Origin of the sequence: Streptomyces sp. NPDC021225 (assembly GCF_044332865.1) — a bacterium.
Lineage (GTDB): Bacteria > Actinomycetota > Actinomycetes > Streptomycetales > Streptomycetaceae > Streptomyces.
On record NZ_JBIRPV010000001.1, the window covers coordinates 1,180,437 to 1,203,131 of the forward strand.

Here is a 22,695-nt window from a genome sequence, read left to right on the forward strand (position 1 = left end):
CGTTGTGTCACAACGGTCCCGACTTCCCCGGGGAACCGGAACCCGTACGCTCCCGGCGAACGTCCCCCACCCGGGGGCGCTTGCCCGGAGCGTCGGGGAAGGGCCTGCTCATCGCCTAGGGTCGTAGCCCAGGGCGCGGCAGTTGGCTGAGGCAGCGAGGGACGGACAGCGAATGGCGCAGGCGTACACGCAGGAGACGGAACAGCACGGGGGAGACGCTCCTGAGCCGACCGGCTCCCGGGCCCGGCGCCTCCTCGGCCGGCTCCGGCGTGACCGCGGCATCTGGCGGCGGGGGCTGGTGCTGGCGGCGATCGCGGTGCTGCTCACCCTGGTCATGATCTTCCACGCCGAGATCCCGAACCGCGTGGGCAACCTCGGCAGCCTGCTCGAGACCTTTCTGCCCTGGCTGGGCCTGCTGATCCCGATCCTGCTGGTGCTCGGTCTGGTACGCCGGTCGGCGAGCGCCGTGCTCTCGCTGGTGCTGCCGGTCGCCGTATGGCTGAACCTCTTCGGCGGGCTCATGTTCTCCGACAAGTCCGGCAGCGGCGGCGATCTGACCGTCGTCACCCACAACGTGAACGCGGACAACCCCGATCCGGCCGAGACCGCGAAGGACGTGGCCGACTCGGATGCGGACGTGGTGGCTCTGGAGGAGCTCAAGAGCGGCGCGGTGCAGACGTATGCGCGGGCGCTGGAGGGCACTTACCGCTATCACACGGTCCAGGGCACGGTCGGGCTGTGGAGCAAGTACCCGCTCTCCGGCACCAAGCCGGTGGACATCAAACTGGGCTGGACGCGGGCGATGCGCACCGTCGTCGACGCCCCGGGCGGCCGGGTCGCGGTGTACGTCGCGCATCTGCCATCCGTACGGGTGAAGTTCAACGCGGGCTTCACCGCAGGGCAGCGCGACGACAGCGCGGACGCGCTGGGCGCGGCCATCGCCAACGAGCCGCAGGACAAGGTGATCCTGCTGGGCGACCTCAACGGCACCATGAACGACCGCTCGCTGGCCCCCGTCACCTCACAGCTGCGGTCCGCGCAGGGCGCGGCGGGCGACGGGTTCGGCTTCAGCTGGCCCGCGTCGTTCCCGATGGCGCGCATCGACCAGATCATGGTGCGCGGGGTGACACCGGTCTCGGCGTGGACCCTGCCGCGGACCGGGAGCGACCATCTGCCGGTGGCGGCCTCGGTCAAGCTCTGAGCGTGGCGCGGGGCAGCGCCCGAGAGATCTAACGACAAGTTCACCTGGGCGATTCTCGCCGGGAACAAAACGCGTGAGAGACTTTGTTTCGGAAACGAACATACAGTCCCCCTGCCGTTTTCTCCTTCGTTTGAAAGGTCTCTCATGCCCCTGGCCCTGCTCGCACTCGCTGTGAGCGCCTTCGGCATTGGTACTACCGAGTTCGTGATGATGGGCCTGCTGCCCAACGTCGCCGATGACCTGGGCACCTCCGTGCCCACCGCCGGGTACCTCGTCTCCGCCTACGCCATCGGTGTCGTGGTGGGCGCTCCGCTCCTGACCGCCCTCGGCTCCCGCATCCCGCGCAAGCGGATGCTCATCCTTCTCATGGCCCTCTTCACGGTGGGCAACCTCGCCTCCGCCCTGGCCCCCTCCTACGGGCTGCTGGTGGCCGGACGGGTGCTCGCCGGGCTGCCGCACGGCGCGTTCTTCGGCGTCGGCGCGGTGGTCGCGGCCCGGCTGGTGACGGAGGAGCGGCGGGCCCGCGCGGTCGCCACCATGTTCCTCGGCCTCACCGTCGCCAACATCGTCGGCGTGCCCGTGGCCACCCTGCTCGGCCAGCGCCTCGGCTGGCGCGCCACCTTCGTCGTGGTCGCCGCGATCGGCGTCGTCGCGATGGCCGCGCTCGCCCGGCTCGTCCCCCAGATCTCCCTCGACCAGCAGGCCGGCCTCCGCCACGAGCTGGGCGCGCTGCGCGACCGCCAGGTCGTGCTCGGGCTGCTCACCGCGGTCTTCGGCTTCGCCGGCGTCTTCGCCGTCTACAGCTACCTCGCCTCGATGATGACCGAGGTCACCGGCCTGGCCGAGACCTCCGTCACCGTGGTGCTGGCCCTCTTCGGCATCGGCATGACCCTCGGCGCGCTGATCGCCGGCCCGCTCACCGACCGGGCCCTGCGCCCCACGCTCTACGGATCGCTGGCGGCGCTCGCGGCGGTGCTGGTGCTGTTCGACTTCACCGTGCATGTGAAGTGGGCGGCCATGGTCACGGTCGTGGTGCTGGGTGCGGTCGGCTTCATGACCACGACCCCGCTACAGATGCTGGTCATGAACAAGGCCCGCCACGCCCCGACCCTCGCCTCCGCCTCCAACCACTCCGCCTTCAACCTCGCCAACGCGGGCGGCGCCTGGCTCGGCGGCGTCGCGATCGCGGCCGGCTGGGGCTGGACCTCGCCGACCCTGGTCGGCGCGGCGCTGGCCGTCATCGGCCTGGCCGTCGCGGTCACGGCGGGCGCGCTCGACCGGGAGCCGCGCGGGGTGTCCCGCGTGGTGGCGACCAGCGAGTCGATGCCCCGCCTCTCCGAGGTGGGCTGACCTCCCCGCCCGCCCCAACCGTCTGCATGAACGCGCTCCCGCTCCTGGCCTCGGCCGGGGGCGGGAGCGCGACGTTGTGGTGCGCGACATGGGTGGGCGGTCAGCCGACAACTGCGGTGCGTAACCCAGTCGAGGGGGCGGGAGGCCGTCGGTTACGCTGGGACGCGCACTCGAACACGCTTCGTGCACGGCGAGTATGTGACAGGGGGGATTGTCCATGTCGGCAACGGGGTGAACAACGAATGCCTGGAACTCGCCGCCACCGACGGCGCGATACACCTCCGCGAGAGCGAAGCCCCCGGCACAGCCATACGTACGGCCCCACGCCCGCTCGCGAGCTTCATCCGGGCGGCCAAGGCAGGGGAGCTCGACCACTTGCGGTGAGTATGAGACAGCGACACGCCGTGCCGTCGGCGTGTCGCTGTCTCATACTCACCGCAAACCGAGTTATCCACAGGGCCAGGCGGCGGTCGGAGGCAGGCGGCACCCTGAGGGGATGACGGGGACGGGGGACGCGGTCTCGCTGACCGGGCTGGCCGGTGCCCAAGGCGGCGTGGTGCTGACGGCTCAGGCGCTGGCGGGCGGATGGGATCGGCGGCAGCTGAACCGGTGCCTGCTGGGCGACGGGTGGACGCGGATCGGCCGGGGGATCTGGGCCGAGCCGGGGCGGGCGGTGGACGGGGTGACGCTGTTGTGGGCGAACCAGCTCGCGCATCCACAGTTGGTGGTGAGCCACACGGCGGCTGCGGTACTGCACGACATCGAGACGAGTGCCCAGTGCGTGGAGTTCATCGGGCCCTGCGGCCGTAGACCCACCATGCACGGCGGGGTGCTGCATCGACTGCCGCTCGGTGCGGAGGAGATCACCACCCTAGCCGGGCTGAGGGTCACGACCGTGGCGCGCACCATGGCGGATCTGCTGCGGGCCGGGCCGCGGGACGAGGCGCTGGTGGCGGTGGAGTCCGCTGTGAGTCGGCGTCCCAGCCGGGACGTGGACACGGTGGGGCGGCGGCGTGAGCCGTGCACCACGCTTGGAGAGATCGCGCGCGCCCTGGAGAGCGGGGCTGCGCCCCAGGGCACGAGGGCAGCACGCGAATGGCTGGCGATGGCGGATCCGAAGGCTGGCTCGCCTGCGGAGACGATCGCCCGGCTGCGGATGAACGACGCGGGGCTCTACGCGGAGTCACAGGTGCCGCTCATCACCCAGGCGGGGCGGCGGCTCTTCCCTGACTTCCTGTTCCGGGAGCAGGGCCTGGTGGTTGAGATCGAGGGTTACCGATGGCACGGCAGCCGGGACCAGCATCAGCGGGACACGGTCCGTTTCAACGACATGATGTCGTGCACGGAAGTGCGCCACATCCTTAGGTTCTCGGCGAGTGATGTGTACCGGCGGCCCGGAAAGATGATCCGGGATATCCGGGGCGCTTTGGCCCACTTGTCCGGCGGTCAGCCAGTTTCGTAGCGAGTATGGACTTGCGATGAGCAGGGGCTCTTCACCGCAGTGCGGAGGCGAGTGCAGGCCGGTTGGTGACCGTGGAGGCGTGTTCGCGTTCCGACCATGCGATGCGGGAGAGGATTTGCTCTGCTGAAGCGACCCGGGAACGCCCCGGACCGTCAAGCTGCTCGCGCCACCAGCGGGCATTGCGCGTTTGGCGGTCGAGCATGGCGTCAATGAGGCCGCCGCGCTCATGCGCGTGAAGTCCGTAGGCGTCGGCCAGGAGTCGTACCTGCGCGGCTTGCTCGTCGGCGGGTGGGGCATCGGGTTTGGATGAGACGCACCAGGTCCAGGCCATGTATCCGAGGTCTTCGAGTGGGTCGCCGGGGGCTGCGGTGTCGAAACGCATGGACTGGCGTGCCCACGTCATCCAGCACTCTGCCCAGCCTCATGGCGCACATGCTCGAAGACCTCAGCGTGGAGGACGGACACAGGGTCCTCGAAATCGGCACAGGCAGCGGCTATAACGCAGCCCTCCTGAGCGCTCGCTTCGGCGACAGCCTTGTGCACTCCATCGATATCGACCCGGACCTCGTCGAAACCGCCCGCGGCCGACTCGCCACTGTCGGATTTCAACCGCACCTCGCCACCGGCGACGGACGAATGGCTACCCGGCGCACTCCGCATTCGAGAGGATTATCGCGACCTGCTCGGTCCGTGGCATCCCTGCCACATGGATCGAGCAGACCCGACCCGGCGGCAGCATCGTCTACCACCTCGACGACGAGACCGGTGACATGGCGATCCAGCTTCAGCGGCGTGACGGGTCGTGGGCCCGCGCCCCGCTCACCGGGGAGCGCGTCGGCACCGTCACCTACGGTGGCGCCGTCGACCTGTGGGAGCGGACGGAGGCCGCCTGGCTCTGGTGGAACGACCACGGTCGGCCCGCTCAAGACCGCTTCGGTTACGTCCGGGAGGCCGACGGGCGTGAGACGCCAGTGACTTTGTGGTGAGTATCGGACGGCGACACGCCGTGGCGTCGGCGTGTCGCCGTCCGATACTCACCACAAGCTCAGTCTGAGCGGCCCCGGGGGCCGTGATCCGCGGCCTCACCGTCGGCTTGACCTTGACACCGATGTGAGACCTTAGCTTCGCGGGCATGAGTTCGACGTCTCCCCGCGTGAACCGGCTCGCGCTCGCCGCGCTTGCCGCATGCCTGTTCGTGGTGGTCACGGCCGAGTATGTGGTCGTGGGCCTGCTGCCGGAGCTGTCCGGTGATCTGCGGGTGTCCGTGCCCACCGCCGGGATGCTGGTGACCGGCTACGCGCTGGCGGTCACCGTCGGCGGTCCTGTGGTGACCGCGCTGACGTTGCGCGCGCCGCGGAAGGGGGCGTTGCTGGGGCTGCTCGGGGTGTTCACGGCGGGCAATCTGGTGGCCGCGAGCGCCGGCGGGTTCGGGCTGCTGATGGCCGCGCGGGTGCTCACCGCGCTGACCCACAGCACCTTCTTCGCGATCACCGTGGTCACCGCCGCGGCGATGGTCCCCGAGGAGCGGCGGGGCCGGGCGGTCGCCTTCGTGTCCACCGGGCTGAACCTCGCCACCGTCCTCGGCGCTCCGCTCGGCACCTGGATCGGGAACGCCCATGGCTGGCGGGCGACGTTCTGGGCCCTCGGCGCGGTCAGCGCGCTGGCGTTCGTGGCCGTCGCACTGCTCGTTCCGGCCGTCCGCCCGGACTCGGCGCCCCGGCTCCGCGACGGGCTCGCGGCACTGCGCGCCCGCCGGGCCGTCGCACTCCTCGCGGTCACCCTGGTCGCGGAGACCGGATTCTTCGTCGTCTACACCTACATCGCGCCGATACTCGGCGGCGTCGCCGGATTCGGCGAGGGGGCCGTCACGGTCCTGCTGGTCGTCTTCGGCGGCGGGGCGCTCGTCGGCAACCTCGTCGGAGGTCGATTGGCCGACCGCCGCCCCCAGAGCGCGCTGCGCGCCCTGATCGGCGCGCTGGCGGCCGCGCTGGCCGGTTTCGCGGTCGCCGGCCACTGGGCCGCGACGGCCGCGGTGGTGGTGTTCGGCCTCGGTGTGGTGGCCTTCGCGCTGGTGCCAGTGTTGCAGACCCAGGCGGTGGCCGCCGCGCCGGACGCCCCCACGCTGGCCGTCTCCGCGTACACCTCCGTCTTCAACCTCGCCATCGCGGCCGGGTCCTGGCTCGGCGGCCGGGTCCTCGACAGCGGCGGCCTCGGCCTGACAGCACTCGCCCCGGTCGGCGCGCTCGTCGTGCTGGCCGGGCTCGGTCTGACGGCCGACACCGTCTTCACAGGGCGTGCCGGCGTACGGCCGGGCCGAAGCGAAGGCGCCGATTCGGCGCGGCAAGCCCTGTGATCGCCCGGACAGCCCCTCGCGGCGCCGGGAACAGCACATCGACCATCCATGGAGGGAACATCGTCATGACCACCACATTGCCCCTCGGCCGCATTGTGCGCGGCTCGGGCCCCGGGCTGCTGCTCGCCCATGGCGGCACCGGCGGCATCGACGCGAACTACGGCCCGATCCTGGACGGCCTGGCCGCCCGGTACAAGGTGGTCGGCCCCGACTACCCGGGCTCCGGCCGCAGCCCGCGCGCCGAGGGCCCGCTGGACCTCGACCGGCTCGCCGACCAGCTCGTCGCCGCCGCCGTCGAGGAGGGGCTCGAGACCTTCGCGATCGCCGGGTACTCCCTGGGCGGCCCGGTCGCCCTGCGGGCCGCGAGCCGGCACCCGGAGCGGGTGACCGCCCTGGTGCTGACGGCCACCTTCGCGCACCCGAGCGCGCGGATGCGGCTGCTGGTCGAGGACTGGCTGCGCCACCTCCGGTCGGACGACCAGGAGGCGGCGGCCCGCTGGGCCGTTCTCACCGCCGCCGGCGCGCCGTTCCTGGACCGGATGACCGCGGAGCAGCTCGCTGAGGCGGTCGCCGGGACCCGCGCGTCCGTACCGCCCGGGGCGGTCGAGCAGGTCGAGCTGGTGGGGAGCGTGGACGTACGCGAGGACCTGGGCCGGGTCCGGGTGCCGACGCTGGTCATCTCCACCACCCTCGACGCGATGGCGACGCCGTACCACCACCGGCAGGTCGCGGACGGGATACCCGGCGCGCAGTTCGCCGAGATCCAGTCCGGCCACGTGCCGTTCCTGGAGGCGTCGGCGGAGTGGCTGGGGCTGATCAGGAAGTTCCTGGACGCGCACGTGGCCGACTAGGCCCCCTGCGGCGGGTCCACGCGGCGGAGCCCCGCGCGGCGGAGCCGCATATCGACCGCCGCTCGGACACTGCCCCTCCCGCCCCTTCCCACAACTGGGGCTGGGACGAAGCCCCTGCCGTGTGGCGGAGGCGCGGAACTCTCTACGGCACCCTGGCCGAACCGCGCGGCTTGGCCGCGTGGGGCAGGTGCCCCTGCGCGCGCGGGGGGCTGGGGCGGAGCCTCAGGTGAGGGGAAGGGGCGGGGAGGGGAGGGGAGGGGAGAAACCTCCCCGCCCGCCGTCAGCCGTGTTCGCGCCAGCGGTTGGTGATGGGCAGGCGGCGGTCCTTGCCGAAGCCCTTGGCGGAGATCTTGGTGCCCGGCGGGTACTGGCGCCGCTTGTACTCGGCGGTGTCCACCAGCCGCAGAATCCGCGTGACCAGCTCGTCGTCGTAGCCCGCCGCGACGATCTCCGCCCGGCCCTGGTCCCGGTCGACGTACAGCTCCAGGATGCGGTCCAGCACGTCGTAGTCGGGGAGGGAGTCGGTGTCGACCTGCCCCGGGCGCAGCTCCGCGCTCGGCGGCTTGGTGATCGAGTTCTCCGGGATGGGCGGCGTCTGGCCGCGCTCTTCCGCGGCCCGGTTGCGCCACTTCGCCAGCTGGAAGATGGAGGTCTTGTAGACGTCCTTGATGGGGCCGTACGCGCCGACCGAGTCCCCGTACAGCGTGGAGTAGCCGCAGGCCAGCTCGGACTTGTTGCCCGGGGCCAGCACGATGTGGCCCTCCTGGTTGGAGATGGCCATCAGCATCGTGCCGCGCAGCCGGGACTGGAGGTTCTCCTCGGCCAGGTCGGTGAGGTGCAGGGACTCCATGTAGGCGTCGAACATCGGGGCGATGGGGACCGTACGGAAGTTCAGCCCCGTGCGCCGGGCGAGCTCGGCGGCGTCGGCGATCGAGTGCTCGGAGGAGTAGCGGGACGGCATGGCGACGCCGTACACGTTCCGCGCGCCGACCGCGTCGCACGCGATGGCCGCGACGAGCGCGGAGTCGATGCCGCCGGAGAGCCCGATCAGCACGCTGCGGAAGCCGTTCTTCGCCACGTACGCGCGCAGGCCGACGACGAGCGCGGTGTAGATCTCCTCGTCGTCGCCGAGCCGCTCGGCCTGGCCGCCGGCCAGCTCGGGCTCGTAGGCCGGGAGCGGGTCCGCGGAGAGGGTGACGTGGTCGATGCGCAGCCCGTCGTCCACGACGCCCTGCGGTACGGAGCCGGGGTCGGCGGCGGGCAGGTCGAGGTCGAGCAGCACACAGCCCTCGGCGAACTGCGGGGCGCGGGCGATCACTTCGCCGTCGCGGTCGACGACGATCGAGTCGCCGTCGAAGACCAGCTCGTCCTGGCCGCCGATCATGGCGAGGTAGGCGGTGGTGCAGCCCGCCTCCTGGGCGCGCTTGCGGACCAGGTCGAGGCGGGTGTCGTCCTTGTTGCGCTCGTACGGCGAGGCGTTGATCGACAGCAGCAGCCCGGCGCCGGCGGAGCGGGCGGCGGGTACCCGGCCGCCGTCCTGCCAGAGGTCCTCGCAGATGGCGAGGGCGACATCGACGCCGTGTACGCGGATGACGGGCAGCGTCTCGCCGGGGACGAAGTAGCGGAACTCGTCGAAGACGCCGTAGTTCGGCAGGTGGTGCTTGGCGAAGGTGAGGATCACCTCGCCGCGGTGCAGCACGGCGGCGGCGTTCTGCGGGGCCCCGGCCGGCTGGCCGAACCGCGGCTGGGCGCGCTCGCTGCGGTCGAGGTAGCCGACGACGACGGGCAGCTCGCCGAAGCCCTCGTCCGCCAGCCGGGCGGCGAGCGCGCGCAGCGCGGCGCGGGACGCCTCCACGAAGGAGGAGCGCAGGGCCAGGTCCTCGACGGGGTAGCCGGTCAGCACCATCTCGGGGAACGCCACCAGGTGGGCGCCCTGCTCGGCGGAGTGCCGGGTCCAGTGGACTATCGACTCGGCGTTGCCGTCGAGGTCGCCGACGGTCGAGTCGATCTGGTTCAGAGCGAGGCGAAGTTGAGGCACGGCGCCCAGTGTAATCGTCTCTTTGACGCGATGGCCCTGAGTGTCTCGTTCATCACGTCGGCCCGGCCTCCGCCGCCGCGTGCGGCCGAGACCGGGCCGAGCCCCGTCGCGTACGGTTACTTCCGGTAGCCCAGGATCGTCATCAGCCCGGACTCCGAGTGGTACACGTTGTGGCAGTGGATCATCCACAGCCCCGGGTTCTCCGCGTCGAAGTCGACGTTCACCTTGTGGTGCGGCAGCAGGATCGTGGTGTCCTTGCGCGGGCCGCCGTCCGGCAGCTGGAAGGTGTGGCCGTGCAGATGCATGGGGTGCCACATGTCGGTGCCGTTGATGAACGACAGCCGGACCCGCTCGCCCTGGCGCACCGGATAGCGCTGCGCCGGGTCGTACGGCTTGCCGTTGATCGCCCAGTCGTACCGCTTCATGGATCCGGTGATCCGCAGCCGGATCGTCCGGTCGGGGTCGCGGGGCCTCAGCCGCACGTCCTCCGCGGCCTTCAGCTGGTCCGCGGTGATCAGCCGGCCGTCCAGCTCCTTGGGGCGTACGGTCGGCCGCGGCGCGGTGGCGGAGTCGCTCGTGCGCAGCAGGGCCTGCGCGGTGTGCCCCTTGCCCTCGGCGAGCGCGGTGAGCGGGAAGACCCCGTCCTCGGCGGTGACCAGCACGTCGTAGCGCTCGGCCATGCCCAGCAGCAGCGTGTCGGCGTCGGTGTGCTCGACGGGGAAGCCGTCGGTGTGGGTGACCGTCATGGTGTGGCCGCCGAGCGCGACGCGGAAGGCGGTGTCCCCGCCCGCGTTGATGATGCGGATGCGGATGCGGTCGCCGGGCTTGGCGCGGAAGGTCCGGGGATCGTCCGGGGTACGGCCGTTGACCAGGTAGTACGGGTAGTCCACATCGCCCGGGTCGCCCTCCAGCAGCCGGCTCCGGGCGCCCACCAGCCTCCGGGACGGGCCGGAGCGGTCGGGCTCGTGGTGCTCCTCCGGGTCGTCGCCGTGGCCGGCCATGCCGCCGCCGAGCTCCGCCAGCACCGCGTCCGGGGTGCTGCCGTCCACCCCGTCGACCCAGTCGTCGAGCACGACGAGCCACTCCAGGTCGTACTCCAGCGGCTCCCTCGGGTCGTCGACGATCAGCGGCGCGTACAGCCCCCGGTCCAGCTGGACGCCGGAGTGCGGATGGAACCAGTACGTGCCCGGGTCCGGCGCCGTGAAGCGGTAGTCGAAGGAGGCCCCGGCCTTGATCGGCGGCTGGGTCACCCCCGGGACGCCGTCCATGTCGTTGCGCAGCGCGATGCCGTGCCAGTGCATGGTGGTGGAGTGCGGCAGGTGGTTGGCGAGCCGGACCGCGAGGGTGTCGCCCGCGGTGACCCGGATCGGCCTGCCGGGCAGCTCGTCCCCGTACGCCCAGGTTTTGACCGTACGGCCGCCGAGGTCGAAGGAGGTGGTGGTGGCGGTCAGCCGGATCTCCCGTACGGGCCCCTCCCCGCGCTTCCGCTCGGCGGCGGCGACCTCCTCGCCGTGGGGGGAGACATAGCCCTCGGGGGTGGGGGCGGCCGCCGGGCCGGCGTTGCCGGCGCGCCGCTGGCCCTGTGGGTCGTCGGAGGCGGAGGAGGAGAAGGAACAGGAGGCGAGCGGTACCGCGCCCGCGGCGGCGATTCCCGCGCCGAGCAGGGCGCGGCGAGAGTATGCGTGCATGAGTGAGCACCCCAATGCCGATGTATGCGTGTGAGCTGCGTGAAAGCGGAGCTGCGTGGGAGAGGGGTGGCGCGTGCGCCTCGGCCCGGCGCGGGGGCGCGGGGCGGGGGCGGACGCGCTTTTATATGAGCAGCAGCGGCAGCGCGGCGCGCAATGGCGGCAGGCCGCACCGGACGGCCGTTGCCCTCCGCTGTCCGCGCATCGCGTTCCTCCGGTCGGCCATGGGCTCTACGATCGCTTCGCTGCCGGAGCCTGCCGACCGCGGCCACAGCTTACCCCCAAGGGGTATCGAAACCCCGGTGGCGGGCCCGTGTGCCAGGCGCTCGGGGCCGTCCGGGGCCACATGAAAGTACGATGCACACATCGTGGCGGGGACTAGGGGGAGAGGCGCGAAACCTCTTCGAAACCCTGCCGGGTGATACTGGGGCCCACAGGCGCCCCACGCGTACCCCAAGAGCCGTCTGACCTGCAAGGATAGGGGACCATGGATAAGCAGCAGGAGTTCGTGCTCCGCACCCTCGAAGAGCGCGACATCCGGTTCGTGCGGCTGTGGTTCACCGACGTGCTCGGCTTCCTCAAGTCCGTCGCCGTCGCGCCCGCCGAGCTCGAAGGAGCCTTCGACGAAGGCATCGGCTTCGACGGCTCCGCGATCGAGGGCTTCGCCCGGGTCTACGAGTCCGACATGATCGCCAAGCCGGACCCCGGCACCTTCCAGATCCTGCCCTGGCGCGCCGAGGCCCCCGGCACCGCCCGGATGTTCTGCGACATCCTGATGCCGGACGGCTCGCCGTCGTTCGCCGACCCGCGCTTTGTGCTCAAGCGGATCCTGGCCAGGACCTCCGACCTCGGGTTCACCTTCTACACCCACCCCGAGATCGAGTTCTTCCTGCTCAGCAAGAAGCCCGTGGACGGCAGCCGCCCGGAGCCCGCCGACTCCTCCGGCTACTTCGACCACACCCCGCAGAACATCGGCATGGACTTCCGCCGCCAGGCCATCACCATGCTCGAGTCGATGGGCATCTCGGTCGAGTTCTCCCACCACGAGGGCGCCCCCGGCCAGCAGGAGATCGACCTGCGCTACGCCGACGCGCTGTCCACCGCCGACAACATCATGACGTTCCGGCTGGTCATGAAGCAGGTGGCGCTGGAGCAGGGCGTGCAGGCCACCTTCATGCCCAAGCCGTTCTCCGAATACCCCGGCTCCGGAATGCACACCCACCTCTCCCTCTTCGAGGGCGACCGGAACGCGTTCTACGAGTCCGGCTCCGAGTTCCAGCTCTCCAAGGTCGGCCGCTCCTTCATCGCGGGCCTGCTGCGCCACGCCGGAGAGATCTCCGCCGTCACCAACCAGTGGGTCAACTCCTACAAGCGCATCTGGGGCGGCTCACAGCGCACCGCGGGCGCCGGCGGCGAGGCCCCCTCGTACATCTGCTGGGGCCACAACAACCGCTCCGCGCTGGTCCGCGTGCCCCTCTACAAGCCCGGCAAGACCGGCTCCACCCGCGTCGAGGTCCGCTCCCTCGACACCGGCGCCAATCCCTACCTCGCCTACGCCGTGCTGCTCGCGGCGGGCCTCAAGGGCATCGAGGAGGGCTACGAGCTCCCGGCCGGCGCCGACGACGACGTGTGGGCGCTGTCCGACGCGGAGCGGCGCTCCCTGGGCATCGAGCCGCTGCCGCAGAACCTGGGCGAGGCCATCTCCCTGATGGAGCGCAGCGAGCTGGTCGCCGAGACGCTCGGCGAGCACGTCTTCGACTTCTTCCTGCGCAACAAGAAGCAGGAGTGGGAGGAGTACCGCTCCGAGGTCACCCCCTTCGAGCTGCGCAAGAACCTGCCGGTGCTGTAGGCGCAGCTCAGCGGATATGCCCCGGTGGACCGGTGTTCCCGGCCGGCGTCGAAACGGCGCCGGCCGGGACTCGAGGGTTCACCGATCTTGTCAGGCCGCCGCCCCTGACAGCCACGGCGACCCGATCCGTCCGGCGCTGATCCCACACGTCACGACCCGCCCCGCAGGGCCTAGGCTCGTCATCGGGCCCGCCCTGGTCACCCGGGGCGGCGCGGGACCGTGGGCGGCGGCACTCGAGAGGCACGGGAGGCGGCGGCATGTCCGTACCGCAGGGACGCAGGAGCAGCAACTTCACCCGGCTGCTGCGGCACGGCTTCACCGACCCCTCCGCCGCCCAGCGGGAGCTGGACTCGCCCGAGCTGTCCGGCGTACGGAGCGACCCGGTGCTGCTGGAGGCGCTGGGCGCGACCGCCGACCCCGATTTGGCGCTGCGCGGGCTCGTACGGCTCGTCGAGGCGCTGCCCGCCACCGGGGCTCCCGCCGGGGCTCCCGCCGAGGCGGCGGGCGGGGTGGCCGACGGCTCGCGGCAGGCGCTGCTGGACACCCTGGTCACCGCCAAGCCGCTGCGCGACCGGCTGCTCGGGGTGCTCGGCGCGTCCGAGGCGCTGGGCGATCACCTCGCCCGGCACCCGGGGGACTGGCAGGCCCTGGTGATGTACGAGTCGGCGGATCTGCACCCGACCACGCCCGAGTTCGAGCAGGCCCTGGCCGAGGGCATCTGGGGCCCGTCCGGCGCGGGCCGGCCCCGGCCCGACGCGCTGCGCGTCGCCTATCGCCGCGCGCTGCTGGCCATCGCCGCCCGCGATGTGTGCGGCACCACCGATGTCGCCCAGGCGGCCGCCGAGCTGGCCGACCTGGCCACGGCCACGCTGCGCGCCGCGCTGGAGATCGCCGCCGAGGAGCAGCCCGAGGACGCCGCCGCCTGCCGGCTCGCCGTGATCGGCATGGGCAAGTGCGGCGGCCGCGAGCTCAACTACGTCTCCGATGTGGACGTCATCTTCGTCGCCGAGGCCGTCGAAAGTGCTGAGGGGATCGAGGAGGGCAAGGCCGTGCAGGCCGCGACCCGGCTCGCCTCCCGGCTGATGCGGATCTGCTCCGAGTCCACCGTCGAGGGCACCATCTGGCCGGTCGACGCCAACCTCCGCCCCGAAGGCCGCAACGGGCCGCTGGTGCGCACCCTGTCCAGCCATATGGCGTACTACCAGCGGTGGGCCAAGACCTGGGAGTTCCAGGCGCTGCTGAAGGCCCGTCCGGTCGCGGGCGACGCCGAACTCGGCCAGGCGTACGTGGACGCCCTCGCGCCCATGGTGTGGCAGGCCGTCGAGCGCGAGAACTTCGTCCCCGATGTGCAGCAGATGCGCCGCCGCGTCGTCGAGAACATCCCCGTCACCGAGATAGACCGCGAGCTCAAGCTGGGCCCCGGCGGTCTGCGCGATGTCGAATTCGCCGTCCAGATGCTCCAGTTGGTGCACGGGCGGTCCGACGAGACGCTGCGCAGCGGCACCACGCTCGACGCGCTCGCGGCGCTGGCCGCGGGTGGCTACGTGGGGCGCTCCGACGCCGCCGCGCTGGACGCCGCGTACCGCTTTCTGCGCTCCATGGAGCACCGCATCCAGCTGTACCGGCTGCGCCGCACCCATCTGGTGCCCGAGGACGAGGCCGATCTGCGGCGCCTGGGCCGCTCGTTGGCCGGGCTCTACGACGGGGACCGCCACACGGAGCCGGTGGCCGCACTCGGCGCGGCCTGGCGGCGCCATGCGCGCGAGGTCAGACGGCTGCACGAAAAGCTGTTCTACCGGCCGCTGCTGGACGCGGTCGCCCAACTGGAGCCCGGCGAGACCCGGCTCAGCCCTGCGGCCGCGGGCCAGCGTCTGGAGGCCCTCGGCTATGCCGATCCGGCCGCCGCCCTACGTCATTTGGAGGCATTGGCGTCCGGTGTGACCCGGAAAGCCGCGATTCAGCGTACGCTGCTGCCCGTGCTGCTGGGCTGGTTCGCCGATTCCGCCGATCCGGACGCCGGGCTGTTGGGCTTCCGCAAAGTCTCCGATGCGCTGGGCAAGACGCCCTGGTATCTGCGGCTGCTGCGCGACGAGGGCGCCGCCGCCGAGAATCTGGCGCGGGTGCTGTCCGCGGGGCGGCTCGCCCCCGATCTGCTGTTGCGCGCCCCCGAGGCGGTCGCCCTCCTCGGCGACCCGGAGGGGCTGCGGCCGCGCGGCCGCCCCCACCTGGAGCAGGAGACCCTCGCGGCGGTCGGCCGCGCCGAGGGCGCGGAGGCGGCGGTCGCGGCGGCGCGCGGGGTGCGGCGGCGCGAGCTGTTCCGTACGGCGGCGGCCGACATCATCGAGAGCGCGCGCCTGGCCAACGGCGCCGTACAGCCGTCGGTGAGCCTCCCGCCGCCGGGCGGCGCGGGGGCGGGCACCGGGCCCGCGGGCCCAGGGCCGCTCACCGCGCCCGGCGGCGGTGCCCGCCCCGTGCGGCCCGGCGCCCCCGGGATCCCCGGCACCCTCCGGCCCGCCGGGGGGACGAAGCGGGCGACCTCCGCCACGGGAGTGACCGCCGGTACGGGAGCGACCTCCGGTACGGGAGTGGCCTCCGGTACGGGAGTGGCCACCGAACCGCCGCCCCTCGACCCGGCATCGCTGGTCGACCTGGTCGGGGACGCCGTCTCCGACCTCAACGCCGCGACGGTCGCGGGCGCGCTGCGCGCCGCCGTGCGCGAGACCTGGGGCGACGAACTGCCCACCCGCTTCGCGGTCATCGGCATGGGCCGCTTCGGCGGCCACGAGCTGGGCTACGGCTCGGACGCGGACGTGCTGTTCGTCCACGAGCCGCGCGAGGGGGTGGACGAACAGGAAGCCTCGCGCGCCGCGTTCGCCGTGGCCAACGAGATGCGGCGGCTGCTCCAGCTGCCCACGGTCGACCCGCCGCTGGCCATCGACGCCGACCTGCGGCCGGAGGGCAAGTCCGGCCCGCTGGTGCGCACCCTCGGCTCGTACGCCGCCTACTACCGGCGCTGGTCGCTGGTCTGGGAGAGCCAGGCGCTGCTGCGCGCCGAGCCGGTCGCGGGCGACTCCGACCTGGGCGCCCGCTTCATCGAGCTGATCGACCCGCTGCGCTACCCCGCCGAGGGCCTCGGCGACGACGCGGTCCGCGAGATCCGGCGGCTCAAGGCCCGGATGGAGTCCGAGCGCCTGCCGCGCGGCGCCGACCCCACCACCCACACCAAGCTGGGCCGCGGCGGCCTGTCCGACGTCGAGTGGACGGTGCAGCTGCTCCAGATGCGCCACGGCTGGGCCGAGCCGGGCCTGCGCACCACCCGCACCCGCGAGGCGCTCGCCGCCGCCCACGCCGCCGGGCTGATCGGCGCGGAGGACGCGCAGACCCTGGACGAGGCCTGGGTGCTGGCCACCCGCGCCCGCAACGGCATCATGCTGGTCCGCGGCCGCCCCGGCGACACCTTCCCCGGCGACAGCCGCGAACTGGCGGCGGTGTCCCGCTACTTGGGCTACGGCCCCGGGATGGTCGGCCAGATGCTCGACGACTACCGGCGCACCACGCGGCGGGCGCGGGCCGTGGTGGACCGGCTGTTCTACGACTACGAGGGCTGACGGGCCCGGCTCTCAGGCCCGGGCCGGCGCCAACTGCTCGGTCTCGGCCGCGCGCTGGTCGTACTCGGTCCGGGCGGCGGCGATCTCGTCCTGGTGGTCCTCGGTCCAGGTGACGAGCGCCTGGATGGTGTCGTGCAGCGTCGCGCCCAGCGGAGTGAGCTGGTAGTCCACGCGCGGCGGAACGACCGGGTGCACCGTACGGCGCACCAGCCCGTCGCGCTCCAGCTGGCGCAGCGTCACGGTCAGCATGCGCTGGCTGATCCCGTCGATCTCGCGGCGCAGCTCGGTGAAGCGCATGGTGCGGCGGTCGAGCAGGGCGATGACGAGCAGCGACCACTTGTCGGCCACGCGGTCGAGGATCTGACGGACCTCGCAGCCCTCCCGGGTGTCCCACTGGCGGGCGTGGTCGTCGTCGGTTCCCGTGCAGTGACTCGGTGACTTCAAAGTGCCTTCTTCCATGGTCGTTCAGGGTGCATCAGGATCGAGGCGGTAACAAGAGGGAACTGACAGGCGTCCCGGTAACCGCGCGCGACGCGTCCCCTCTTCTTTCTCCTTTCCTCTTTCTTCCTGCGTCAAGGAGCTGTGCTGTGTCCGCGTCACCACCGCAGAACACCGTCCTGGAGTCCGGCGCCGCCCGCTTGAGCGGGCGCGCGTGGGGAGTGCTCTTTGTGCTGTGCGGAGCGATCTTCCTGGAGGGCATCGATGTGGCCATGCTCAATGTGGCCCTGCCGTCCATCCGCGCCGACCTGGGGATGTCCACCGGTGAACTCCAGTGGGTGATGAGCGCTTACGTCGTGGGCTACGGCGGGTTCATGCTGCTGGGCGGACGGGCGGCGGACCTCTTCGGCCGCCGGCAGATGTTCCTGTTCTGGCTGACCATGTTCCTGCTCTTCTCCGGCCTCGGCGGCTTCGCCGACGACGGGGCGACGCTCATCGTCGCCCGCTTTGTGACGGGGGTCGCGGCCGCGTTCATGACCCCGGCCGGGCTGTCCATCATCACGACCAGCTTCGAGGAGGGGCCGCAGCGCGACAAGGCGCTTCTCGTCTACTCCGGCACGGCGGCCGGTGGCTTCTCCGTCGGTCTGGTCGTCGGCGGGCTGCTGGCCTCGGCCGACTGGCGCTGGGTGTTCTTCGCGCCCGTCGTCCTGTCGTTCCTCATCCTGCTCGTCGCGCTGGCGCTCGTCCCCAAGTCCGGGCGGCCCGACCGCACCGGGCAGCGCGTCGATCTGCTCGGGGCGTTCACCGTGACCGGTGCGATCGTCCTCCTCGTCCTCGCCGTCGAACGCGCCGCCCACACCGGCCTGGGCCAGACGCTCTCCACCCTCGCCGCCGGTTTCGTGCTCCTCACCGTCTTCGTGCTGACCGAACGCCGGGCGGCCGTCCCGCTGGTGCGGCTGGGGATCTTCCGCAGCGGCCCCCTGGTACGCGCCAACCTCGCGGCGCTGCTCTTCGCCGGGGGCTTCTTCGGCTTCCAGTTCATCGCCGTGCTGTATCTGCGGGAGCTGCGTGGCTGGTCCACGGTCGAAACCAGCCTCGCGCTCCTGGTGATCGGCATCGACGCCGCGCTCTCACCCACGCTCACCCCCAGGCTCGTCAACCGCTTCGGCAACGCCCGGGTCATCTTCGGCGGCCTGGTGCTGGCCGCGCTCTCGTACGCCCTGTTCCTGCCGGTCGGCGAGGACTGGACGTACGCGGCGATGTTCCCCAGCCTCATCACCCTCGGCCTGGCCTTCTCCCTGGCGTACGGCCCGCTCACCATCGTCGCGACCGAAGGCGTCCGGGAGGAGGAGCAGGGCCTGGCCGGAGGCCTTCTCTACACCTCCTTCCAGTTCGGCGCCGCCGTCGGCCTGTCCGCCGTCACCGCCGTCAACGTCGCCGCCACGGGCGACGGCGGATCCCCTCAGGCCCTGCTCGACGGCTACCGCGCCGCCCTGCTGGTCCCGCTCGCCGCGGCCGCCCTGGCCGCGCTCATCAGCGCGTTCGGCCTCCGTGCCCGTTCCAGTGAAGGGGCGGCAGCATGACGCTGAAGGTAGGCTCCTTCTTCGATATCGAGCGCGAGTTCTTCCAGTACGTCAGCGACATCGGGTACGCGACCATGATCACCGTCGACAGGAAGAACCGCCCCCGGGCCCGCGTGCTCCTCCCTGTCTGGGAGCTTGTCGACGGCCGCCCCGTCGGCTGGCTGGCCGCCTACAGGACACCGGTGAAATCGGCCCACTTGGCGAACAATCCGCACACCACCTACTCCTACTGGAGCCCTCGCCAGAACGCCGTGTTCGTCGACAGCGTCTCCACATGGGTCGAGGAGGAGCCCACCAAGCGCTATGCCTGGGAGCTCTACCGCAAGGGCAGCCCGCCCGGCGTCGGCTACGACCCCCGCGGCTACTGGTGCGGCGGGCCGACGGACCCGGAGTACCACGTGCTGCGCATCGAGCCGTGGCGGGTGCAGGTGCTGCGCGGAGCGGATCTGCGCAGCAAGATCTGGACGGCCGGGGGCGGTGCGTAGAGCCCGCCGGTGCGCCACCGGCCTCGGCCGGTGGCGCTTCTGCCGGGAGAGGGACACAGCAGCATCAGCTGCTGTCACACTGACGGCGGCCGGTGCGCCGTACGACCACGGTGGCGGGCCCGAGGACGCGTACCCGAACCCGAAAGGCAGCACCCCATGCCCCCTTCTGAGACGGCAGCCCTGAGCCCCGCCGCCCTCCTGGCGGCCATGCCCTTCGCGGCACAGCTGGGCATCGAGCTCCACGAGGCCGCCGCCGGCCGGGCCGTGGGCAGTCTGCCCTGGTCACCGGAGTCCTGCACCGCGGGCGGAATCCTGCACGGCGGAGCGCTGATGGCGCTGGCCGACTCCGTCGGCGCCGTCTGTGCCTACCTCAACCTGCCGCCGGGTGCCGGGACCTCCACGGTGGAGTCCAAGACCAACTTCCTGCGGGCGGTGGCCTCCGGACGAGTCCACGCCACGGCCCGCCCCCTGCACGTCGGCGGCACCCTCATCGTCGTACAGACCGATCTGCGGGACGACAAGGACCGGCTCGTGGGACAGACCACCCAGACCCAGATCGTGCTCGCCGCGAAGGACGGCGCCACGAGCTAGGGGGTCAGCACGATCCGGCCGAACACCTCACCGGCGTCCATCTTCCGGTGTGCCAGAACGGCTTGCTCCAGCGGCAGCAACTCGTGTACCACCGTGGGCAGTTCGCGGCGGCTCGCGGCGGCGAACTGCCCGGCCCGTACGGCACGCAGAGCGGGTGCGGCCACGGTGGCCGTGCTGAAGACGGCGAACGACAGCGACTTCTGGAACGCCGCCATCATCTTCGCGCCGAAGTCCGCCGGCGGCAGGCCCGCGACCGCGCCGACGGCCACCATGCGGCCGTTCGGGTTGAGCCTGTCGAAGAACGAAGACATGTCCACACCGGCGACGATGTCGATGATGACGTCGTAGCCCTCCGGGGCGTCTCCGTCTCCCCCACCGGAGCGGTCCAGCACATGGGTCGCGCCGAGCTCGCGCAGGCGGTCACCGCGCTCGGCCGACGACGTCGTGACCGCCACCGCACCGGCACCGCCACGAGCCGCGAGCTGGACCGTCATGATCCCGATGCTGCCCGCCGCGCCGCGCACCAGCACCGACTCGCCGGGAGCGAAGCGGGCATGGGCAAGACCGAAGTGCGCGACCGGCCCGGAACTCCCGAGCGTCACCGCATCGACAGCGGACAGATCCTCGGGGAGGGGAAGAACCTCCTCGACCGGTGCTGCCGCCTGCTCGACGTAACCGCCGCCCATGCCGGTGAAGGCCCACACGCGCCGCCCGATCCAGGACGAATCGACCCCGTCACCGACCGCGGTCACCGTGCCCGCCACCTCGCCGCCGGGGACATGGCCCTCCTTGAAGCCGTAATCGGTGAGACCGCCCCTACGAATCAAGGTGTCGGCGCCGCCGACGCCGATCGCCTCCGCGGCGACCAGCACCTGCCCGGCGGCGGGAGTCGGGGCGGGCACGTCGATGACTTCCAGACCTTCGGGGCCTCCGAACCTCTGGATCGCTACTGCCTTCATGCCGTCTCCTCGCTCGGGGGTCGATCGGGACAGGCCCGGGTGTCGAGCCCCGGCCACGGCGGACGCTAACGGACGCCACCGTCCGTTTGGCTAAAGTGAGAGCGATGACGGACCGTTTGCCTCACCCCCTGCGCTCCGACGCCCTGGAGAACCGCGAACGCATCCTCGACGCGGCCCGCGCACTGTTCGCCGCCGAGGGCCTGAACGTGCCGATGCGGGAGGTCGCCCGGCACGCCGGAATCGGCCCCGCCACCCTGTACCGCCGCTTCCCGACCAAGCAGACGCTGGTCACCGAGGCCTTCGCGGCAGAGACGCGCGCCTGCCACGCCATCGTCGACGAGGCGGTCGCCGACCCGGATCCGTGGCAGGGCTTCTGCTTCGTGATCGAGAAGACCTGTGAGCTGCACGCGCGCAACCGAGGCTTCACCGAAGCCTTCCTGGAGGCTTTCCCCGATCCGACGGGCGCCGTCATGGACCGCGCACACGTGCTGCGCTCGATCGCCGAACTGGCCGACCGCGCCAAGGACGCCGGGCGCCTGCGCGCCGACTTCGTCCTCGACGACCTGTTCGTCATGCTGATGGCCAACAGAGGCATTCGCGCCGCATCGACGACCGCTCAGGTCGCGGCGTCCCGGCGCTTCGCCGCGTTCATGATCCAGGCATTCCAAGCGTCCCCGGAACGCTCACCTCTACCGCCGGCGGCCCGGTTCGGGCTGCGAGGCGGTCAGCTAGAAGCGTCATGAGCCCGCGCCGCCCACTTGGAACCACACCGCCTTTCCGGGGCCGGGCCCGTGGTGGCAGACGCCCCAGTCGGCGGCGCAGCTGTCGATGAGGAGAAGGCCTCGGCCGTTTTCGCTCTCTGTTTCGGCCCTGGTGGGGATGCGTGGCGAAGGAAGCCCGGGGGCGTCGTCGCTGACGAGCACGCGGAGTGTGCCTCGGGCGCCCCACTCGGCATAGAGGGTGACGGGCGCCGCGCAGCCGCTGCGCAGGCAGGCGGTGACGGCGTTGGTGACGGCCTCGGAGGTGAGGAGGAGGGCGGTGTCGGCGAGGTCGGGTCGGTTGGCGGTGCGCAGGGCGGTGCGTACGGCTTCGCGGGCGGTGCGGACCCAAGTCGGGTCGGGTGGGAAGACGAGGGAGAAGTCGGCACGGGGGTGCTCGGGGCTCGTGGGCATATTGCCTCCTTCGGCCAACGGCCGGATGGCGTGCGCCGGTTGGGCGATTCGTCTTCGACGGTAGAGAGATAGGTTTCCAGTCTGCAACCTTGATGGCCTGATTCCCTCCAACGAGTGGCTCCCGGCTGCCCCAAGCGGGCAGACTGCTGCCGATCGTAAGGAGGACGCCATGGGCCTACGGGCCAATCCGACACAACGGCAGCGACGATTGGGCCTGGAGCTGCGGAGGCTCCGCAACGAGTGCGGCTTGTCCGCGGCGGAAGCGGGGGCTTTCGCCGGGCTGGGCTCGCCGCACCTCGGGCACATCGAGGCGGGTCGAACGGCCATTCCCGAGGTGAAGCTCCGCGCGTTGCTTGCCGCGTACGGTTGCTGTAACGAAACTCTTATTCATGGGCTTGTCGCCATGAGTGAGTCGACGGGGAAGGGATGGTGGTCGGACTACCGCAAATCTCCGCTGGCCGACAGCATCCGCGACCTCGCGGAGCTGGAGTCGACCGCCGTTGCCCATCGCTCGTTCCAGTGGATGTATGTGCCGGGGCTGCTCCAGACCCCGGAGTACGTACGAGCCCTCATCGCTGGTGGCGAGGTCGATGCCGACCTCAGTCTGCGGGAGACCTATGTCGAGTTCCGGCTGAAGCGGCAGCAGGTGCTGACCGGCGAGTCGCCGCCCGCCTTCCATGCGGTCATCCACGAAGCGGCCTTTCATATGCAGTTCGTGGACACCGAGATCATGCGGGGGCAGATTGAGCACTTGGTGGAGATGGCCAGGCTGCCCCATGTCCGCATCCATTTGCTGCCGTTCAAATCAAGCCTCTCCCCGGCGACGCCCGCCGCACCGTTCGTCCTCCTCGAAGCCGAGGCAGCCGAGTTGAACACGGTCTATGTGCAACACCCCGTGTCGTCCACCTTCCTCGAAGATCAGGCGCATCTCGCCCAGTACGGTGCGGACTTCGAACGCCTCAGCGCCGCCGCACTGCCGCCGATTGACCCGGGGCCCGAACGGCAGTCCTATAAGAGGAGTGATTCGCTTAGGCTCGTGCAGCATCTCTTGTACACCCTGTGAGGAGAAC

Annotated in this window: 20 protein-coding genes and 1 pseudogene; 15 read left to right on the forward strand and 6 right to left on the reverse strand. The window is 71.4% G+C overall.

From position 1 onward, the window contains the following. The first annotated feature begins 172 nt into the window (after positions 1-172). The 4 genes from ACH4S9_RS05455 to ACH4S9_RS05470 all read left to right on the forward strand — a co-directional run bounded on the left by ACH4S9_RS05455 (position 173) and on the right by ACH4S9_RS05470 (position 4,013). The gene (locus ACH4S9_RS05455; protein WP_311730061.1) at positions 173-1,201 is read left to right on the forward strand and encodes an endonuclease/exonuclease/phosphatase family protein; all 1,029 of its coding nucleotides are present in this window, start codon (positions 173-175) and stop codon (positions 1,199-1,201) included. Positions 1,202-1,345: 144 nt separating this feature from the next. Then, positions 1,346-2,551 carry an MFS transporter gene (locus tag ACH4S9_RS05460; RefSeq protein WP_311730060.1) on the forward strand — a complete coding sequence of 402 codons (1,206 nt, stop codon included), beginning with the start codon at positions 1,346-1,348 and terminating at the stop codon, positions 2,549-2,551. Between the two features lie 231 nt (positions 2,552-2,782). Beyond that, entirely contained in the window at positions 2,783-2,935 is a 153-nt protein-coding gene (locus ACH4S9_RS05465) for a DUF397 domain-containing protein (protein WP_398370521.1), read from the forward strand. Positions 2,936-3,047: 112 nt separating this feature from the next. Continuing rightward, positions 3,048-4,013: a hypothetical protein gene (locus ACH4S9_RS05470; protein ID WP_398369979.1), complete on the forward strand. Its 966-nt coding sequence runs from the start codon at positions 3,048-3,050 to the stop codon at positions 4,011-4,013. Positions 4,014-4,044: 31 nt separating this feature from the next. Here the strand turns inward: ACH4S9_RS05470 and ACH4S9_RS05475 are convergent, their stop codons facing one another. Next, positions 4,045-4,395 (reverse strand): hypothetical protein, encoded by a 351-nt coding sequence (locus tag ACH4S9_RS05475; protein ID WP_398369981.1) that lies wholly within the window; start codon positions 4,393-4,395, stop codon positions 4,045-4,047. Between the two features lie 50 nt (positions 4,396-4,445). Between ACH4S9_RS05475 and ACH4S9_RS05480 the strand changes: the two are divergent. From ACH4S9_RS05480 to ACH4S9_RS05495, 4 genes and pseudogenes are all read left to right on the forward strand, one after another. Further along, positions 4,446-4,756, forward strand: a pseudogene (locus tag ACH4S9_RS05480) (methyltransferase domain-containing protein); the annotation flags it as partial. A gap of 27 nt (positions 4,757-4,783) precedes the next feature. Beyond that, a complete protein-coding gene (locus ACH4S9_RS05485; protein ID WP_398370560.1) occupies positions 4,784-4,999 on the forward strand; it encodes a hypothetical protein in 216 nt (71 codons plus the stop codon). Positions 5,000-5,145: 146 nt separating this feature from the next. Beyond that, positions 5,146-6,366, forward strand: coding sequence for an MFS transporter (locus ACH4S9_RS05490; RefSeq protein ID WP_398369983.1), 1,221 nt, complete (start codon positions 5,146-5,148; stop codon positions 6,364-6,366). Positions 6,367-6,431: 65 nt separating this feature from the next. Beyond that, positions 6,432-7,217 carry an alpha/beta fold hydrolase gene (locus tag ACH4S9_RS05495; RefSeq protein WP_398369985.1) on the forward strand — a complete coding sequence of 262 codons (786 nt, stop codon included), beginning with the start codon at positions 6,432-6,434 and terminating at the stop codon, positions 7,215-7,217. A gap of 280 nt (positions 7,218-7,497) precedes the next feature. Here ACH4S9_RS05495 and ACH4S9_RS05500 read toward each other — a convergent pair whose 3' ends face one another. Together ACH4S9_RS05500 and ACH4S9_RS05505 are read right to left on the reverse strand one after the other, a co-directional pair. After that, on the reverse strand, positions 7,498-9,255 hold the full coding sequence (locus tag ACH4S9_RS05500) for an NAD+ synthase (RefSeq protein WP_398369987.1): 1,758 nt from the start codon (positions 9,253-9,255) through the stop codon (positions 7,498-7,500). 116 nt (positions 9,256-9,371) lie between these two features. Continuing rightward, positions 9,372-10,943 carry a multicopper oxidase family protein gene (locus tag ACH4S9_RS05505; protein WP_398369989.1) on the reverse strand — a complete coding sequence of 524 codons (1,572 nt, stop codon included), beginning with the start codon at positions 10,941-10,943 and terminating at the stop codon, positions 9,372-9,374. A gap of 484 nt (positions 10,944-11,427) precedes the next feature. Between ACH4S9_RS05505 and glnA the strand changes: the two genes are divergently transcribed. Both glnA and ACH4S9_RS05515 read left to right on the forward strand, forming a co-directional pair. Then, positions 11,428-12,789, forward strand: a complete 1,362-nt coding sequence (gene glnA, locus ACH4S9_RS05510) for a type I glutamate--ammonia ligase (RefSeq protein ID WP_311730051.1) — start codon at positions 11,428-11,430, stop codon at positions 12,787-12,789. Positions 12,790-13,046: 257 nt separating this feature from the next. Further along, positions 13,047-16,397 carry a bifunctional [glutamine synthetase] adenylyltransferase/[glutamine synthetase]-adenylyl-L-tyrosine phosphorylase gene (locus ACH4S9_RS05515; RefSeq protein WP_398369992.1) on the forward strand — a complete coding sequence of 1,117 codons (3,351 nt, stop codon included), beginning with the start codon at positions 13,047-13,049 and terminating at the stop codon, positions 16,395-16,397. A gap of 12 nt (positions 16,398-16,409) precedes the next feature. Here ACH4S9_RS05515 and ACH4S9_RS05520 read toward each other — a convergent pair whose 3' ends face one another. Further along, on the reverse strand, positions 16,410-16,856 hold the full coding sequence (locus tag ACH4S9_RS05520) for a helix-turn-helix domain-containing protein (RefSeq protein WP_358848316.1): 447 nt from the start codon (positions 16,854-16,856) through the stop codon (positions 16,410-16,412). A 179-nt stretch (positions 16,857-17,035) separates the two neighbouring features. Here ACH4S9_RS05520 and ACH4S9_RS05525 point away from each other — a divergent pair, with 179 nt between their 5' ends. From ACH4S9_RS05525 to ACH4S9_RS05535, 3 genes are all read left to right on the forward strand, one after another. Further along, entirely contained in the window at positions 17,036-18,418 is a 1,383-nt protein-coding gene (locus ACH4S9_RS05525) for an MFS transporter (protein WP_358848340.1), read from the forward strand. Next, positions 18,415-18,903, forward strand: coding sequence for a pyridoxamine 5'-phosphate oxidase family protein (locus tag ACH4S9_RS05530; protein WP_385347245.1), 489 nt, complete (start codon positions 18,415-18,417; stop codon positions 18,901-18,903). Before ACH4S9_RS05525 ends, ACH4S9_RS05530 begins: the two co-directional genes overlap by 4 nt. A gap of 156 nt (positions 18,904-19,059) precedes the next feature. Then, a complete protein-coding gene (locus ACH4S9_RS05535; RefSeq protein WP_358848318.1) occupies positions 19,060-19,494 on the forward strand; it encodes a PaaI family thioesterase in 435 nt (144 codons plus the stop codon). On the opposite strand, the gene ACH4S9_RS05540 is transcribed toward ACH4S9_RS05535, so the two are convergent. After that, a complete protein-coding gene (locus ACH4S9_RS05540) occupies positions 19,491-20,453 on the reverse strand; it encodes a zinc-binding dehydrogenase (RefSeq protein ID WP_385347241.1) in 963 nt (320 codons plus the stop codon). The two genes, ACH4S9_RS05535 and ACH4S9_RS05540, sit on opposite strands and share 4 nt — an antisense overlap. A 104-nt stretch (positions 20,454-20,557) precedes the next feature. Between ACH4S9_RS05540 and ACH4S9_RS05545 the strand changes: the two genes are divergently transcribed. Then, positions 20,558-21,196, forward strand: a complete 639-nt coding sequence (locus ACH4S9_RS05545) for a helix-turn-helix domain-containing protein (RefSeq protein ID WP_358848320.1) — start codon at positions 20,558-20,560, stop codon at positions 21,194-21,196. On the opposite strand, the gene ACH4S9_RS05550 is transcribed toward ACH4S9_RS05545, so the two are convergent. Next, the gene (locus ACH4S9_RS05550; RefSeq protein WP_358848321.1) at positions 21,191-21,625 is read right to left on the reverse strand and encodes an ATP-binding protein; all 435 of its coding nucleotides are present in this window, start codon (positions 21,623-21,625) and stop codon (positions 21,191-21,193) included. The genes ACH4S9_RS05545 and ACH4S9_RS05550 overlap by 6 nt on opposite strands. A gap of 169 nt (positions 21,626-21,794) precedes the next feature. Here ACH4S9_RS05550 and ACH4S9_RS05555 point away from each other — a divergent pair, with 169 nt between their 5' ends. After that, positions 21,795-22,688 (forward strand): helix-turn-helix domain-containing protein, encoded by an 894-nt coding sequence (locus ACH4S9_RS05555; protein WP_398369996.1) that lies wholly within the window; start codon positions 21,795-21,797, stop codon positions 22,686-22,688. Positions 22,689-22,695 lie beyond the last annotated feature (7 nt).